The following is a 16,013-nucleotide window of genomic DNA, read 5'->3' on the forward strand; positions in this document are numbered from 1 at the left end:
GTGCCTGTGAACCGATCAATGGTCGGTTCCCACCCCAGTTGGCGTTTCCCCACGGTAGGGGCCGACCGTTGGTCGGTCCTTCGCTTCAGGCCACGATCAACCCGAACGCAGCCAACGCCGCGGCCGCCTGCCGCTGCGAAATCACGGCCTTCTTGAAATGCCTGGCATCCATCACGTTCAACCCGCTGATGTCGGTGCCCCGCAGATCCGCGCCCTCGAACCGGGTCAGACGGGTGTGCGCATTGCGCAGGCTGCCGCCGTCGAATACGGCATCGCGGAAGTCGCAGCCGGACAGCTCGGCGTCGGAAAAATCCATGCCCTGCAGGGTAGCCTTGCGGAACGACAGCCCGCGCAGGTCCGCACTCACCAGCAGGCAGTCGCGGAACTCCAGCGCCCAGCCGGTCACCTCCTGCAGGTGTGCCCCGGTCAACTTGCAATCCTCGAAGCGGACCGACGACAGCGTGGCACGGCGCCAGTGACTGTTGTTCAGATCGCAGTGCAAGAACACCGCATCGCCGAGCAGGGCCGAGCTGAAATCGCACTGGCCACCCCGGCATTTGTCCCATCGGCTTTCCTCCAGCGAGGCGGCCAGCCATGACGTACCGGCCACCGAGCAGCGGATGAACTGGAAACCGTCCATGTCCAGTCGAGAGAAGTCGGCGTTGTCGAAGCTGCAGTCCTCGAACACGGCCGCGCGCGGATGCGCGGCGACGATGGCCTGCATGCGGGCGCGGGAAAGGGTTTCATCGCGGAACGTGGCGGTACTCATGGCGCCCATTCTGGGCGAAGCGCGCGCCCGCCGGCAGACTTGAAGGTGCGCGGCGGGTGTGTACAGCCTCGTTCAATCGTACGTCCAGAACGCCGGTTGGATGCCCTTGCGCCAATACGATTCACCGGCAAGGAAGAACTTCTGCGCCTCGGCCTTGGCAAACCATCCTGCGGCTGCTTCCTCATCGCGCGGCACCCCGGGCGGCGCGCGGCCCAGCATCAGGCCGGTGAAGTACTGGCCGAACACGTTGCCCTGCAGGGCTGCCTTGCGGTACCACTGCAGCGCCACTGCAGGATCGCGCTCGATGCCCAGGCCCATTCCCCTCTCGTAGAGCGCGCCCAGGTCCACCTCGGCCTCCGCATCGCCGCGCGCCGCGCGCCGCTGGATGTCGACCACCAGCGGGTGCAGTGCGCCGGCCTGGGGTGCAATCGCGGCGGGCAGACCTGAACTGCTCGTCGAATACCGCTGGTACACCGTGGCGCGCAGGTCCCAGCGCAGCGCTGCGGCCGCGTGGCCACGTTCGCGTTCGAACTTGGCAAGCGACAGCATCGCGCCCGGACTGCCGTGGTTGGCTGCCGCGAGGTACCAGCGTCCGGCCTTGCGCGGCGACGCGCGCAGCACCGGGGGCGGCGTGTCTTCAGGGCGACGGCCGGTGTACATCTCACCGCTGGCCCAGATCCGCCCGAGTGCTTCTTCGGCAATGGTATTGCGGAACGTCCAGGGCGTGGCGGCCGCAGCCCGCTCATACCAGTCCAGCGCCCGGCGGTCGTTCCAGCGTTCATACAGTTCAGCCAGTTCCAGCATTCCCTCGATGTCGCCGCGCTCGGCGGCGGTGAGCCACTTCACCTCGGTATCGCTGGTGGGGCGGTTGGGGGCGGTGGTGCAGCCGGCCAGCGCCAGCAGCGCCAGTGCGGAAAGCGACAGGCAGAAACGAAGGGGATTCATCCGTGAGTTCCAGAGGGCAGGTGTGGATTATCCGGCACGGAGCATGTCGCGGACTGAATCGGTTGCGCCCGCAACAGTTGCACCGCAGCCAGAACGGCGGTACGGTCGGTCCATGTCCACGCTCCTGGCCACCGCCGTCACCACCAACAACCGCAATAATCTGCGCGCGAACAATCGTGCGCGGCCAATGCGGGACTGCGACCAGGGCTAGAACAAGCAACATACGCCCGGACCCCAGAAAACCCGCATCGGCCGATGCGGGTTTTTTGTTTTCTGGCCGGTCGAATGCAGGCATTACGTGTATTCCCCCATCATCAGGAGCTGTTCCCATGTGTTCGATCTTTGGAATGTTCGGCCTGCAGGCCGGCGATGACCTCACCGCGCTGCGCCGCCACGCGCTGGACCTGTCGCAGCGCCAGCGCCATCGCGGCCCCGACTGGAGCGGCGTGTACGTCGATGACGGCGCCATCCTGGTCCATGAGCGGCTCGCCATCGTCGACCCGGCGGGCGGCTCGCAGCCGCTGCTGTCCGACGATGGCAGCCTGGCCCTGGCGGTCAACGGCGAGATCTACAACCACCGCGAACTCAAGGCCGAACTGACCCAGCCGTACGCCTTCCAGACCGGTTCGGACTGCGAGGTGATCAACGCGCTGTACCAGCAGGACACTCCGGCGTCGTACCTGAACCGCCTCAACGGCATTTTCGCGTTCGCGCTGTGGGACCGTACCCGCAAGCGCGTGCTGATCGCGCGCGATCCGATCGGAGTGGTCCCGCTGTACTGGGGCCATGACAAGGACGGCCGCCTGCTGGTGGCCTCCGAGCTGAAATCGCTGGTGGATACCTGCGCCGACGCCGCGCAGTTCCCGCCCGGCCACTGGTATGACAGCGCCACCGACACGCTCACCCGCTACTACGAGCGCCCGTGGCGCGACTACGACGCAGTGGAAGGGGTCGAGGCCGACCGCGTCGCGCTGCGGGAAGCGTTCGAACGCGCCGTGCACCGGCAGCTCATGACCGACGTTCCTTATGGCGTGCTGCTTTCCGGTGGGCTCGACTCGTCGCTGGTCGCCGCCGTTGCCGCACGCTATGCCCGCCATCGCATCGAGGACGGCGACCAGAGCGAGGCCTGGTGGCCGCGCCTGCATTCATTCGCGATCGGCCTGAAGGGATCGCCCGACCTGGCCGCTGCCGCCATCGCCGCCGAAGCACTGGGCACCGTCCACCACGGTTTCGAGTACACATTCGAAGAAGGGCTGGATGCACTGCCCGACGTGATCCGCCACGTCGAAACCTACGACGTCACCACCATCCGCGCCTCCACCCCGATGTTCCTGCTGGCGCGGCGGATCAAGGCGATGGGAGTGAAGATGGTGCTCTCCGGCGAGGGCAGCGACGAGATCTTCGGCGGCTACCTGTACTTCCACAAAGCCCCGAACGCACGCGAATTCCATGAAGAACTGGTGCGCAAGCTGGATGCGCTGAACAACTACGATTGCCTGCGCGCCAACAAGTCGATGATGGCCTGGGGCGTGGAGCCGCGCGTACCGTTCCTGGACCGTGAGTTCCTCGACGTGGCAATGCGCATCGATGCGAAACACAAGATGGTCGGGCAGGGTGCCGGTGGCGCGCGCCGGATCGAAAAGGCGGTGCTGCGCGAGGCGTTCGAAGGCTACCTGCCGGAGTCGATCCTGTGGCGGCAGAAAGAGCAGTTCAGCGATGGCGTGGGCTACGGCTGGATCGATGGGCTCAAGGCGCACGCCGAAGCCCAGATCAGCGACCGGGTGATGGCCGCGGCCGACAAGCGTTTCGTGCACAACCCGCCGCAGACCAAGGAGGCCTACTACTACCGTCATGTGTTCGAGCAGTACTTCCCTTCCCAGGCCGCAGCCGAAACCGTGCCCGGCGGCAAGTCGATCGCCTGTTCATCGCCTGCCGCGATCGCCTGGGACGCCAGTTTCGCCAGCATGGCCGACCCCTCCGGCCGCGCCGTCGCCGGTGTGCATGAGCAGGCCTTGGCGTAGCCAAGGCGGGTAGCGCCGACCGTTGGTCGGCCCTCATGAACGCTGCAGGCGCTACGTGGGCCGATCCCTGCCGCTATCATTCCCTTTCCAACATTGGGGAATGTTCATGGATGTACAGACCGGAGGCAGCGTGCCGCGGATGAAGTGGGGTTGGCACTACCTGGCCTGGGCCGGGATTCCGCTGGTCATCGGCCTGGCGCTGGCGCGTTACGCCGGCCCCGAGCTGCCGGCCGTGGCCGCCAAGGTCGAACCGGTGGTGGGCAGCGACTGGGCCCACCATCTGGCCTCTCCATTGGGGCTGTTCCTGCTGCAACTGCTGGTGCTGCTGGTGGTCGCCAAGGGCGCGGGCGCGCTGTTGAAGCGGCTAAGCCAGCCGGCGGTGATCGGCGAAATGGCCGCCGGCCTGATGATGGGCCCGCTGGTGCTCGGCAGCCTGCTGCCGGGCCTGCACGGCGCACTGTTCCCGGCCAGCTCGCTCGGCCCGCTGGGCATGCTCAGCCAGCTGGGCGTGCTGATGTTCCTGCTGGTGGCCGGCGCCGAGCTCGACCTGGGTGGGCTGCGCGGCCGCCGCCGTTTCGCCTTCACCGTCAGCCACGCCGGCATTGCCGTGCCATTCGTGCTGGGTGTGCTGCTGGCGATCTGGCTGTATCCCGAACACGGTCCCAAGGGGGTGGGCTTCACCGCCTTCGCATTGTTCGTGGGTATTTCGCTGAGCATCACCGCGTTCCCGGTGCTGCTGCGGATCCTCGCGGACCGTGGCATCACCCAGACCCCGCTGGGACAGACCGCGATTGCCTGCGCAGCGCTCGGCGATGCCACCGCATGGTGCCTGCTGGCCTTGATCGTGGCGGCCGCCCAGGCCACCGGCTGGGTGCCGGCCAGCCTCAGCCTGCTGTGCGTGGTGCTGTTCATCGCGCTGATGTTGGGCGTGGTCAAACCGTGGTTCTCGCGGCAGGTCGTTAAACCCGGCAGTGAAGGCCGCTGGCTGCTGGGCATGCTGCTGCTGTCGCTGGGCAGTGCACTGGTGACCGAAGTGCTGGGCATCCATGCGCTGTTCGGCGCATTCGCCGCCGGCGTGGCCGTCTCGTCGAATGCGCAGCTGCGCGGGTTGCTGATCGCCCGGGTCGAGCCGTTCGCGGTGACCCTGCTGCTGCCGTTGTTCTTCGCCATGACCGGCCTGCGCATGCGCGCCGACGCGCTGCAGGGCAGCGACCTGCTGCTCTGCGCGGTGGTGATCGCGGTGGCCACGCTGGGCAAGCTGTTCGGCACCTGGAGCGCCGCGCGCAGCGCAGGCATGGGCAATCACGAGGCCTGGAAGCTGGGCGCGTTGATGAACACGCGCGGTTTGATGGAGCTGATCGTGCTCAACCTGGGGTACGAACTGGGCTTCCTCGGCGACCGCCTGTTCGCGGTGCTGGTGATCATGGCGCTGGTGACCACCGCCATGACCGGCCCGTTGCTGGGCTGGATGGAGCGCTGGAAGGTTCGCGCGTAATCCCGGTTCGATGATCGCGAGCGGCAGCGGACTGACAGTCCGCTCTACCGTCCGCGCTCGGGCTCCAGCACCAGCGTGTAACGGGCCTTGCCCGGCAGGAACGGCGTCGGCCGGCCGTGCACCCAATCCTCGTGACCCGCGCCCCAGAACGGCGACAGCGGGTGGCCGCTCTGGCCGCCCGGCATGTGGATGATGCCGTCGGCTTCATGTCCGGGCGATACCACCATGCGTTGTGACGCGCCAAACGACGGGCCCTGCACGCGCGGCAGGTTGCTGTCACCGGGCAGCGGATCGGCCGGCATGCACAGCCACGGCCGTGCGAAGGCGGGCAGGGCGCGGCTGATCGGATGGCAGATGGCCGCTGTGTTGCGCTCACCCCAGGTGCGCCCGGCCAGGTCCGGTCCCGTTTCCGCCAGCTCGGCTTCCGTCTGCCGCGCCGCATCGGCCAGCAGCGCGTTCCAGTCCGGGTACGGTGCCGGCAGGAGATGCGCGGGCTGCTCGGTCACCAGCGGCCACAGCACGCCCTCGATCTGCGTCAGCTTCGGCTCCAGGTAGTTGTCGCCCAAGGATTCTTTCGCCGGCGCAAGCAGCGCCGCAGTGACGATGTCCTGCACCTTGCTGCGGAAACCGCGTGTGATCCGGTAGCTCACCGCATCGGCCGAAGCATGGCCTTCCCACTGCCGGCTCGCCGCCTCCAGGCGCTTGAGGGCCGGGTCATCGCTGTACTCAACAACCCGCCGAAGCAGCGGCCACCAGCGTTCCAGGAACACCGCGCGGTCGTCCAGCTGGATCGCCAGCAGGTCGCGCTCGTTGAAACGCTGCCTGGCGTTCAGGTCGTCGCGGATCTGCCGGCCCCGCGCGCCCAGGTCGTAGCCGGCATTGCCGGCCACCGCCAGGTCGGCGCCATCCAGCACCCGGCCGTTGGCCGTCCACAACCGTTGGGTGGGCGGATCCATCAGGGACGGCGACTGGTCGCTGCGGATTGCCCACGGTGCGCAACGGGCCGGTGCGGCAGTGGCGAAGCCGTTGGGCGGGCAGTCTGCCGCGCGATCCGGGCGCGCGCCGATCAACCGCCAGGCAATGCGCCCGTGGGCATCGGCCAGCAGCAGGTTCTGGGTGGGAATGCCGGCGCGGTCGGCGATCTTCAGCGCATCGTCGAGGTCACCGGCCCGCGCCATGTCGGCGAACGCCATGCTGACCGCGCCCGGCAGCTGTGCGGTCCAGCGCAGCGCTTCGCCGCTGCCATCGGCGCGCTCGTGCAGGATCGGGCCCCATGCGGTTTCGCGCACGCGCAGGGTTACCGTGGCCCCACCAGCCACGCGGATGCGCTCTTCGTGCACCTGGACGCCGCCGGCGCCCGCGGGTACGGGCACGAAGTCGGCATTGTCGATATAGCTGTTGGTGAAACCCCAGGCCACATGGCCGTTGCTGCCGACCACGATCGCCGGCAACCCGGGAAGTGAGAAACCGCTGACGTCCACGCGGCCGCCGGGTGCGGCCGGATCGGGATAGCGCAGCCGTACCCGGAACCACAGGTTCGGCGCGCGCAGGCCCAGGTGCATGTCGTCAGCGAGGATCGCGCGGCCATCGGCGGTCAATGCGCCCGCCACCGCGAAGTTGTTGCTGCCATGCACGTCCTGGTCAGCGCGTTCGGCGGTGCCGTCATCTGCGGCAGGTAACGACCGTTGGTCGTTACGCAACTGAAATGCATCGGACGGTGGCAGCACCGCATTCCCACGCGCCTGTCCAAACAACGGCGCATCCCATTCGCTGCCGTCGTGGCTCAGCAGCGCATACAGCGCCGGCGGCGCTACCTCGCGGATCCGGCGCATGGCCAGCTCGTTCTGGTTGGCGGGGTCCTGCAGGTCCGCGTACATGGCCAGCCCGGTCAACACCGAATCGGTGGCGGTCCATGCGGTCGGGTGCTGGCGCAGCAGCAGGTACGGCCAGGGGCGCACGCGCAGGCTGCCCAAGCCACGGTTGACGCCTTCCACGTAGGCCTGCACCACCTGCAGGCGCTCGCCCAGCGCCTGCGCAAGGTGCGCATCGGTGCGCGCACGCAGGCGATGCACCCGCATGCGCTGGTCGGTGGGCACGGCGGCGGACCCGAACAGCTCGGACAGCTCGCCGGCCGCTGCGCGGCGCATCAGGTCCATCTCGAAGTAGCGCTCCTGCGCATGCACCAGACCCAGTGCCCGCATCGCATCGGCTTCGCTGCCGGCCTCGATGGTGACCACGCCCAGCGCATCGCGGCTGACGGTGACCTTGGCCTGCAATCCGGTCACGGGATGTTCGCCCTCCAGAGCCGGCAGGCTGCCGCGCAGCAGGAACCAGGCCACGCCGATAACGACGACCCCGACCCCGACCAGCACCCCGAACGCCCACGCACCCCGTTTCAGCCAACGACGCATCCCACGCTCCCCGAAGAAGGTCATGCAGGCCGACCCCGCCTGCGCCTGCGCATGCAACTGATTCCGATTAGATCACGGCGATCCGGGATAGGGCACCATGGCCCCATCGATTCACAGGAGCTCCCCCATGAAAGGCCATCCCGACGTCATTGAATGCCTGAAGGAACTGCTGCGCGGCGAACTTGCCGCGCGCGACCAGTACTTCATCCACTCGCGCCGCTACGAGGACCAGGGTCTGTTCGCGCTGTATGAGCGCCTCAACCATGAGATGGAGGAGGAGACCCAGCACGCCGACGCGCTGCTGCGCCGGATCCTGTTCCTGGGCGGCAACCCGGACATGCGCCCGCACGGCTTCGAGCCGGGCGTGACCGTGGAGGAAATGCTGCAGAAGGACCTGGATACCGAATACAGCGTGCGCAACAACCTGGCCGCCGGCATGAAGCTGTGCGAACAGCACCAGGATTACGTGAGCCGCGACATGCTGCTGGTTCAGCTCAAGGACACCGAAGAAGACCACGCCTGGTGGCTGGAACAGCAGCTGGGCCTGATCAAGCGCATCGGCCTGGCCTTGTACCAGACCAGCAAGATGGACGCGAAGGGCACCGCCGCGCATTGATGCGCCGTGTGCCGACCAACGGTCGGCACCTATCGTGATGCGCCTCGTGCCGACCAACGGTCGGCACCTACCGGTAGCGCCCGACCGTTGGTCGGGCGGAATCAACTGCCAGCCAGCCAGAAGCCAGCCAGCGACGGATACAAAAAAACCGGGGAAATCCCCGGTTTTTTTGTGGTCGATCACTCCACCGACAACCCTTCCACCTTCTGCCACCCACGCGGCAGCAGGTGCCCGCGGCTGGCGCGGCTGCCGAGGTAGGCCTCCAGGTCCTTGTACGACAGGTTCATCGTGCGCTGCCCACTGCGCACCAGCAGGGTGTTGCCCGGGCCCACCGCCACCACCGCGACCACGCGCTCGGTGGCCAGCTTGGCCTTCGGGATTTCGATGATCTTGTTGCCCTTGCCCTTGTCCAGTTCCGGCAGGTCGCTGGCCGGGATGGCCAGCAGGTTGCCCGAGCTGGTCACCGCCACGATGCGGTCGGTGTCCGGGTTGGCTACCACGGCCGGGGTCAGCACCTTCGAACCGGAGGTCAGGTTGAGCATTGCCTTGCCGGCCTTGTTGCGGCCGGTCAGGTTCTCGAAGCGGGTCACGAAGCCGTAGCCATGCGTGGACGCCAGCACGAAACGGGTGGCGTTCTCGCCGCTGGCCAGGGTCATGAAGGCACTGCCCGGGGCCGGCGAGAAGCGGCCGGTGAGCGGCTCGCCATTGCCGCGTGCCGAGGGCAGGGTATGCACCAGGGTGGAGTAGGCGCGGCCTTCGCTGTCCAGGAATGCCACCTGCTGGGTGCTGCGCGCCCGTACCGCACCCAGCAGTGCATCGCCGTCGCGGTAGGACAGGGTGGACGGGTCCACGTCGTGGCCCTTGGCCGCGCGGATCCAGCCCTTTTCGGACAGCACCACGGTCATCGGCTCGCTCGGCACCAGCTCGGTTTCGTCGATCGCCTGCGCGGCGCCACGCTGCACAAGCGGCGAACGGCGCGCATCGCCGAACTTCTTCGCATCGGCTACCAGCTCATCGCGGATCAGCTTGCGCAGCTTGGCCTTGCTGTCCAGGATCGACTGGATCTTGTCGCGCTCCTTCGCCAGCTCGTCCTGCTCCCCGCGGATCTTCATTTCCTCCAGGCGGGCCAGCTGCTTGAGCTTGGTTTCCAGGATGTACTCGGCCTGGTCCTCGCTCAATGCGAAGCGCGCGATCAGCGCCTGCCTGGGCTCGTCCTCGGTGCGGATGATGTGGATCACTTCATCCAGGTTGAGGAACGCCACCAGCAGGCCTTCCAACAGGTGCAGGCGACGTTCGACCTTTTCCAGGCGATGCGTGAGGCGGCGGGTCACGGTGGTGCCGCGGAACTGCAGCCATTCGCTGAGCAGCATCTTCAGGTTCTTCACCTGCGGACGCCCGTCCAGCCCGATCACGTTGAGGTTGACCCGGTAGCTGCGCTCCAGGTCGGTGGTGGCGAACAGGTGGCCCATCAGCTGTTCGGCATCGACGCGGTTGGAACGCGGCACCAGCACCACCCGCACCGGGTTGGCATGGTCGGATTCGTCGCGGATGTCCTCCAGCCATGGCAGCTTCTTGGCGCGCATCTGCGCGGCGATCTGCTCGATCACCTTCGACGGCGAGACCTGGAACGGCAGCGCGTTGATGACGATGTTGGTGCCGTCCTTGAAGTACGTCGAGCGCGCGCGGACGCTGCCGTTGCCGGTTTCGTACAGGGTGCGCAGGTCGGCGGCCGGGGTGATGATTTCCGCCGCGCTCGGGTAGTCCGGCCCCTTCACGTGCTCGAGCAGGTCGCCGATGCTGGCCTCGGGATCATCCAGCAGGTGCAGCAGCGCACTGACGATCTCGTTGAGGTTGTGCGGCGGCACATCGGTGGCCATGCCCACGGCGATGCCGGTGGTGCCGTTGAGCAGCAGGTGCGGCAGGCGCGCCGGCATCCAGGTCGGCTCTTCCAGGGTGCCATCGAAGTTGGGGGTCCAGTCGGTGGTGCCCTGGTTGATTTCGCCCAGCAGCACTTCGGCGATCGGGGTCAGCTTGGATTCGGTGTAGCGCATCGCCGCGAACGACTTCGGGTCGTCGGTGGAGCCGAAGTTGCCCTGGCCTTCGATCAGCGGGTAGCGGTACGAGAACGGCTGGGCCATCAGCACCAGCGCTTCGTAGCAGGCGCTGTCGCCGTGCGGGTGGTATTTACCGATGACGTCGCCGACGGTACGCGCGGACTTCTTCGGCTTGGCGGCGGCGTTCAGCCCCAGCTCGCTCATCGCATAGATGATGCGGCGCTGCACGGGCTTGAGGCCGTCGCCGATGAACGGCAGCGCACGGTCGAGCACCACGTACATCGAGTAGTCCAGGTACGCCCGTTCAGCGTATTCACGCAGGGGCAGCTGTTCAAAGCCGTGGAAAGCGGGGCGGGCTAGATCGGTCATGCGGGATTGTTACCTGTGGCAAGGGACGGCGACGGCTGTCGCCCTCGCAGGCGGACGATTATCCGGATGCGGCGTGGGATGCCAAGCGACGTGAAGGAATCCGGTCTCCGGCCCGCTGTCCTGAATGGGGCAACACTGCATTTCCTTCCATGTTGAATATTTCCATTGAGAAATATATTTCCCGGAAGTAAAGTGCGTCCCCATGATGATCTGCCCCGAAACGACGCCGCCCAGCCTGGGCCTGCTGCTGCGCCAGGTCCGCGACGGCCTGATGCGCCAGCTGGACGTGTCCATGGCCGAGGAAAACCTCGACATCGGCTTCACCCACTACCTGGGTCTGAAGGTGCTGTCGTTCCGCGCGCCGTGTACCGCCAACGAACTGGCCCAGGCCCTGGACCAGGTGCCCAGCGCGGTCACGCGCCTGCTGGACAAGCTGGAGGCCTTGGGCTGCGTACGCCGTGAACCGCATGCGCAGGACCGTCGCGCGCTGCAGATCGTACTGACCGAGGAGGGCCGCCAGCTGTGGGCCCGCCTCAAGCAACGCGGTGACGCGGTGATGGACGACGCCATGCGCGACCTGTCCGCCGACGAGCGCGCCCTGCTGCTTTCCCTGTTGACCCGTGTCCGTGACTCTCTCATTTCGCCATGACTTCCAAACCTGATCGCACCACATCGCTGCGCCCGCTGCGGCCGGTGCTGCTGTCCGTGCTGGCGCTGGCGCTGGCTGCCTGTGCCAGCACCGGTGGCCTGCAACCGCACGGCCAGCTGCTCGACGCCGACAGCCTGCAGACCCAGCGCACCCTGGCCGGCCACACCCTGAGCCCGTCGGCATTCCCGGCCACCGACTGGTGGCGGGCGCTGAACGACCCGCAGCTGGACGCGCTGATCGCCGAAGGCCTGCAGCGCAACCCGGGCCTGGAGGCGGCCGATGCGCGCCTGCGCCAGGCGCGTGCCCAGATCGGCACCGCACGCGCCGACCGCCTGCCCAGCGTGTCCGCCTCCGGCGGCTACACCGGCGTGCGCCTGCCTGAATCGATGGTCGGTGACGAGCTTGGCGGCAGCTATGCCGGTAGCGGCCAGGCCTACCTCAGCGTCAGCTACGGGGTGGACCTGTGGGGCGGCAAGCGGGCTGCGTGGGAAGCGGCGGTGGACAGCGGCCATGCCGCTGCCGTCGACGCACAAGCCGCGCGCCTGAACCTGTCGGCCGCCATCGCCGAAGCCTATGCACAGCTCGGCTATGCCTGGCAGCTGCACGATGTGGCCAGCGAAGAGCTGGACCGCTCGCAGAAGACGCTCACGCTGACCCGCCAGCGTCGCGCGGCGGGCATCGACAGCGACCTGCAGACCCGCCAGGCCGAAGCCCGCATTCCGGCCGCGCAGCAGCAACTGCAGGCCGCGCAGCAACAGATCGACGAGGCCCGTACCGCGTTGGCCGCGCTGGTCGGGCAGGGCCCGGACCGTGGCCTGCAGATTGAACGCCCGCAGCCGCTCAACCCGCTCGCGCTGCAGCTGCCGGGCGTCCTGCCCAGCGAACTGCTGGGCCGTCGCCCGGACATCGTGGCCGCGCGCTGGCGGGTGGAAGCGGCCGGCCGCGAGATCGACGCGGCCAAGGCGAAGTTCTATCCCAGCCTCAACCTCACCGCGCTCGGCGGCGTGGTCGCCAGCGAGGTGGACCAACTGCTCAAGAGCGGCTCGACCTTCGCCTTCATCGGTCCGGCGCTGAGCCTGCCGATTTTCGACGGTGGCCGCCTGCGTGCCAACCTGGACAAGACAGACGCGCAGTACGACCTGGCCGTGGCCGACTACAACCAGTCGGTGGTCAACGCACTGCGCGAGGTGGCCGACCAGGTCAACGCGGTGCGCTCGCTGGCCGATCAGGCTGCCGCGCAGGCGCGGGCGGTGAGCACCGCGCGAGCCGCCCATGACCTGGCGCAGCAGCGCTACACGGCCGGCATCGGCAGCTACCTCGACGTGCTCAGCGTGGAGGCGCAGCTGCTGCAGTCACAGCAGCAGCTGGCCTCGCTGCAGTCGCGCCAGATCCTTGTTTCGGTTCGGCTGAGCCAGGCGCTGGGCGGTGGCTTCACCCCGTCCGCTGAGACCGCCACGCTCGCCACCTCCCCCGAATCCACGCATTCCTGAGATACCTTCCATGAGCCAGACTTCCGCTCCCGCTGCCGCGCCGGCAGCCCCCTCCCGCCGCGGCAAGCTGCTGCGCGGCCTGTTGGTCATCGTGGTGCTGCTGCTTGCCGCCGCAGCGCTGTGGTACTTCATGTTCGGCCGCTGGTTCGAGGAAACCGACGACGCCTACGTGCAGGGCAACCAGGTCCAGATCACGCCGCTGGTGACCGGTACCGTGGTGGCGATCAACGCCGATGACGGCATGCGCGTCGAGCGCGGCCAGCTGCTGGTGCAGCTGGACCCGGCCGACACCGAAGTGGCGCTGCAGCAGGCCCGCGCCAACCTGGCCCGCACCGTGCGCCAGACGCGCGGCCTGTACCGCAGCGTGGAAGGTGCGCAGGCCGAACTGAGCGCCCGCCAGGTCACCCTCAACCGTGTCCGCGAAGACTTCGCGCGCCGCAAGGGCCTGGCCGCCACGGGTGCGATTTCCGACGAGGAGCTGGCGCACGCGCGCAATGAACTGGCCGCCGCCGAAGCGGCCGTAGCCGGCTCACGCGAAACCTTCGAGCGCAGCAATGCGCTGGTCGACGACACCGTGATCGCCACCCAGCCGGACGTGGAAGCAGCTGCCGCGCAGCTGCGCCAGGCCTACCTCAACAATGCGCGCGCCGGCATCGTCGCGCCGGTCAGCGGGTACGTGGCCCGTCGCTCGGTGCAGGTGGGCCAGCGCGTGCAGCCAGGCACCGCACTGATGGCGGTGGTGCCGACCGAACAGATGTGGGTGGAGGCCAACTTCAAGGAAACCCAGCTGCGTCACATGCGCCTGGGCCAGGAAGTGGAACTGCGTTCGGACCTGTACGGCGGCGATGTGAAGTACAAGGGCCGCATCGACAGCCTGGGCCTGGGCACCGGTTCGGCCTTCTCGCTGCTGCCGGCGCAGAATGCCAGTGGCAACTGGATCAAGATCGTGCAGCGCGTTCCCGTGCGCATCGCCATTGATGCCAAGCAGCTGGCCGACAATCCGCTGCGCATCGGCCTGTCGATGAAGGCGGAAGTGAGCCTGCGCGACCAGAAGGGGACCGTGCTGCCGACCACCGCGGCCAAGGGCCAGGTGTTCGACACCGATGTGTACGCCAAGCAGCTGCACAGTGCCGACGATATGATCCACGAGATCATCCAGGGCAACCTGCCGCGCCAGTCCAAGGCAAGCTGAGGTAGCCATGTCCGCACAAGCTCCCGCCGCGCCCGGACATCCGGGCGCGCCGTCGGCGCCAGGTGCGACCGGCGCGTTCCGGCCGGCCAATGTCGCGCTGTGTACTGCAGGCCTGGCCATGGCCTCGTTCATGCAGGTGCTCGACACCACCATCGCCAACGTTTCGCTGCCGACCATCGCCGGCAACCTCGGCGCCAGTTCGCAGCAGGCGACCTGGGTCATCACCTCGTTCGCCGTCAGCACCGCGATTGCGCTGCCACTGACGGGTTGGCTGAGCCGCCGATTCGGTGAGACCAAGCTGTTCATCTGGGCCACGCTGTCGTTCGTGATGGCCTCGCTGCTGTGCGGCCTGGCGCAGAGCATGGGCATGCTGGTGGTGTCGCGTGCGCTGCAGGGGTTCGTAGCCGGTCCGATGTACCCGATCACGCAGTCGTTGCTGGTCTCGATCTACCCCCGCGAGAAACGCGGGCAGGCGCTGGCGCTGCTGGCGATGATCACGGTGGTGGCGCCGATCTGCGGCCCGATCCTGGGTGGCTGGATCACCGACAACTACAGCTGGGAATGGATCTTCCTGATCAACGTGCCATTGGGCATCTTCGCTGCGCTGGTGGTAGGCAACCAGTTGAAGGGGCGACCGGAGCAGATCGAAAAGCCGAAGATGGACTACGTGGGCCTCATCACGCTGATCATCGGCGTGGGCGCGCTGCAGCTGGTGCTGGACCTCGGCAACGACGAAGACTGGTTCAGTTCGCCGACGATCGTGGTGCTGGCCTGCATTTCGGTGGTGGCGCTGGCGGTGTTCCTGATCTGGGAGCTGACCGACAAGGATCCGATCGTGGACCTGCGGCTGTTCCGCCACCGCAACTTCCGCGCCGGCACGCTGGCGATGGTGGTGGCGTACGCGGCGTTCTTCAGCGTGTCGCTGCTGATCCCGCAGTGGCTGCAGCGTGACATGGGCTACACGGCGATCTGGGCGGGCCTGGCGACGGCACCGATCGGCATCCTGCCGGTAATCATGACGCCGTTCGTGGGCAAGTACGCCTCGCGGTTCGACATGCGCTGGATCGCATCATTCGCGTTCGTGTTCCTGTCCTTTACCAGCTTCCTGCGTTCGGGCTTCAACCTGCAGGTGGACTTCGCACACGTGGCGGGGGTGCAGCTGATCATGGGCATCGGCGTGGCATTGTTCTTCATGCCGGTGCTGCAGATCCTGCTCTCGGACCTGGACGGGCGCGAGATCGCGGCAGGTTCGGGCCTGGCCACCTTCCTGCGCACGCTGGGCGGCAGCTTCGCGGCATCGCTGACGACGTGGCTGTGGGCGCGCCGCACGCAGGAGCACCATGCGCACCTGACCGAGAGCATTTCCGGCTACACGCCGGGCATGCAGGAGAAGGTGGCGGCAATGGGGCAGGGCGACCTGCAACATGGCGCAGCGGCGTTGAACAACATCATCAACCACCAGGCATCGCAGATGGGCTTCAACGACATCTTCTTCCTGCTGGGCTGGATCTTCCTGGCCATCATCGCCTTCCTGTGGCTGGCCAAGCCGCCGTTCGGCGCCGGTGCCGGCGCGGCGTCCGCCGGCGGGCATTGATGTTCTGAGTGGCTGAAACGAGAAACCCCGCTGAAGGGCGGGGTTTTTTGTTGTGCTGCCAACAGCCAACAGCCAACAGCCAACAGCCAACAGCCGACAGCCAACAGCTAACAGCAGCGTTTCAATTCTTCCGTGCTGGGGCGGCCGTCGGGCAGCCCCGCTCCGGGACACGCCGCAAGTACGTCCCTGTAGGCTGCTAGAAAACATCCATGTTTTCTAGCGTCCCTCCGGGGGCTACCCGCCGGCCGCCCCCGATAGATGGTCGTGTGCGGATGCAACGAGCAGCCACGCAAGGCGTGGCTCTACGCGGCGGGTACGCGAATGGGATGGGCGGTAGCGTCGGTTCCCGAACGACGGCACGGAACGGCACCGCAGCCGGTAACGCATGAAAATGATCGACACCGGCCT

11 protein-coding genes are annotated in these 16,013 nt (G+C 67.3%); 7 read left to right on the forward strand and 4 right to left on the reverse strand.

Features of this window, described 5'->3' with window-relative positions:
- Positions 1 to 85: 85 nt before the first annotated feature.
- The gene (locus tag ACTJI4_RS15085; RefSeq protein WP_440869816.1) at positions 86 to 769 is read right to left on the reverse strand and encodes a pentapeptide repeat-containing protein; all 684 of its coding nucleotides are present in this window, start codon (positions 767 to 769) and stop codon (positions 86 to 88) included.
- A 72-nt stretch (positions 770 to 841) separates the two neighbouring features.
- Entirely contained in the window at positions 842 to 1,714 is an 873-nt protein-coding gene (locus tag ACTJI4_RS15090) for a tetratricopeptide repeat protein (protein ID WP_440869817.1), read from the reverse strand.
- A 329-nt stretch (positions 1,715 to 2,043) separates the two neighbouring features.
- Here ACTJI4_RS15090 and asnB point away from each other — a divergent pair, with 329 nt between their 5' ends.
- Both asnB and ACTJI4_RS15100 read left to right on the forward strand, forming a co-directional pair.
- Positions 2,044 to 3,735, forward strand: coding sequence for an asparagine synthase B (asnB, locus tag ACTJI4_RS15095; RefSeq protein ID WP_440869818.1), 1,692 nt, complete (start codon positions 2,044 to 2,046; stop codon positions 3,733 to 3,735).
- Between the two features lie 100 nt (positions 3,736 to 3,835).
- A complete protein-coding gene (locus tag ACTJI4_RS15100) occupies positions 3,836 to 5,230 on the forward strand; it encodes a cation:proton antiporter domain-containing protein (protein WP_440869819.1) in 1,395 nt (464 codons plus the stop codon).
- A 44-nt stretch (positions 5,231 to 5,274) separates the two neighbouring features.
- Here the strand turns inward: ACTJI4_RS15100 and ACTJI4_RS15105 are convergent, their stop codons facing one another.
- Positions 5,275 to 7,641 (reverse strand): penicillin acylase family protein, encoded by a 2,367-nt coding sequence (locus ACTJI4_RS15105; protein ID WP_440869820.1) that lies wholly within the window; start codon positions 7,639 to 7,641, stop codon positions 5,275 to 5,277.
- A 127-nt stretch (positions 7,642 to 7,768) separates the two neighbouring features.
- On the opposite strand from ACTJI4_RS15105, the gene bfr reads away from it, so the two are divergent.
- Positions 7,769 to 8,257: a bacterioferritin gene (gene bfr, locus ACTJI4_RS15110; RefSeq protein WP_093533183.1), complete on the forward strand. Its 489-nt coding sequence runs from the start codon at positions 7,769 to 7,771 to the stop codon at positions 8,255 to 8,257.
- Positions 8,258 to 8,436: 179 nt separating this feature from the next.
- Here bfr and parC read toward each other — a convergent pair whose 3' ends face one another.
- A complete protein-coding gene (parC, locus tag ACTJI4_RS15115) occupies positions 8,437 to 10,680 on the reverse strand; it encodes a DNA topoisomerase IV subunit A (protein WP_440869821.1) in 2,244 nt (747 codons plus the stop codon).
- A gap of 205 nt (positions 10,681 to 10,885) precedes the next feature.
- Between parC and ACTJI4_RS15120 the strand changes: the two genes are divergently transcribed.
- Genes ACTJI4_RS15120 through ACTJI4_RS15135 form a run of 4 tightly spaced genes read left to right on the forward strand, consistent with a single transcriptional unit; the run spans position 10,886 to position 15,605 of the window.
- On the forward strand, positions 10,886 to 11,329 hold the full coding sequence (locus tag ACTJI4_RS15120) for a MarR family winged helix-turn-helix transcriptional regulator (protein WP_392917558.1): 444 nt from the start codon (positions 10,886 to 10,888) through the stop codon (positions 11,327 to 11,329).
- A complete protein-coding gene (locus ACTJI4_RS15125; RefSeq protein ID WP_440869822.1) occupies positions 11,326 to 12,819 on the forward strand; it encodes an efflux transporter outer membrane subunit in 1,494 nt (497 codons plus the stop codon). Before ACTJI4_RS15120 ends, ACTJI4_RS15125 begins: the two co-directional genes overlap by 4 nt.
- A gap of 10 nt (positions 12,820 to 12,829) precedes the next feature.
- Positions 12,830 to 14,011 carry a multidrug efflux MFS transporter periplasmic adaptor subunit EmrA gene (emrA, locus tag ACTJI4_RS15130; protein WP_392916104.1) on the forward strand — a complete coding sequence of 394 codons (1,182 nt, stop codon included), beginning with the start codon at positions 12,830 to 12,832 and terminating at the stop codon, positions 14,009 to 14,011.
- A 7-nt stretch (positions 14,012 to 14,018) separates the two neighbouring features.
- On the forward strand, positions 14,019 to 15,605 hold the full coding sequence (locus ACTJI4_RS15135) for a DHA2 family efflux MFS transporter permease subunit (RefSeq protein ID WP_392916107.1): 1,587 nt from the start codon (positions 14,019 to 14,021) through the stop codon (positions 15,603 to 15,605).
- Positions 15,606 to 16,013: the final 408 nt, after the last annotated feature.

This window comes from Stenotrophomonas sp. 22385 (assembly GCF_052045085.1).
Lineage (GTDB): Bacteria > Pseudomonadota > Gammaproteobacteria > Xanthomonadales > Xanthomonadaceae > Stenotrophomonas.

What these genes read in the sequence shown, in the direction of transcription:
- ACTJI4_RS15085 (WP_440869816.1), bottom strand. Translation starts at nt 769, where the DNA reads ATGAGTACCGCCACGTTCCGCGATGAAACCCTTTCCCGCGCCCGCATG.
- ACTJI4_RS15090 (WP_440869817.1), bottom strand. Translation starts at nt 1,714, where the DNA reads ATGAATCCCCTTCGTTTCTGCCTGTCGCTTTCCGCACTGGCGCTGCTG.
- asnB (WP_440869818.1), top strand. Translation starts at nt 2,044, where the DNA reads ATGTGTTCGATCTTTGGAATGTTCGGCCTGCAGGCCGGCGATGACCTC.
- ACTJI4_RS15100 (WP_440869819.1), top strand. Translation starts at nt 3,836, where the DNA reads ATGTTCATGGATGTACAGACCGGAGGCAGCGTGCCGCGGATGAAGTGG.
- ACTJI4_RS15105 (WP_440869820.1), bottom strand. Translation starts at nt 7,641, where the DNA reads ATGCGTCGTTGGCTGAAACGGGGTGCGTGGGCGTTCGGGGTGCTGGTC.
- bfr (WP_093533183.1), top strand. Translation starts at nt 7,769, where the DNA reads ATGAAAGGCCATCCCGACGTCATTGAATGCCTGAAGGAACTGCTGCGC.
- parC (WP_440869821.1), bottom strand. Translation starts at nt 10,680, where the DNA reads ATGACCGATCTAGCCCGCCCCGCTTTCCACGGCTTTGAACAGCTGCCC.
- ACTJI4_RS15120 (WP_392917558.1), top strand. Translation starts at nt 10,886, where the DNA reads ATGATCTGCCCCGAAACGACGCCGCCCAGCCTGGGCCTGCTGCTGCGC.
- ACTJI4_RS15125 (WP_440869822.1), top strand. Translation starts at nt 11,326, where the DNA reads ATGACTTCCAAACCTGATCGCACCACATCGCTGCGCCCGCTGCGGCCG.
- emrA (WP_392916104.1), top strand. Translation starts at nt 12,830, where the DNA reads ATGAGCCAGACTTCCGCTCCCGCTGCCGCGCCGGCAGCCCCCTCCCGC.
- ACTJI4_RS15135 (WP_392916107.1), top strand. Translation starts at nt 14,019, where the DNA reads ATGTCCGCACAAGCTCCCGCCGCGCCCGGACATCCGGGCGCGCCGTCG.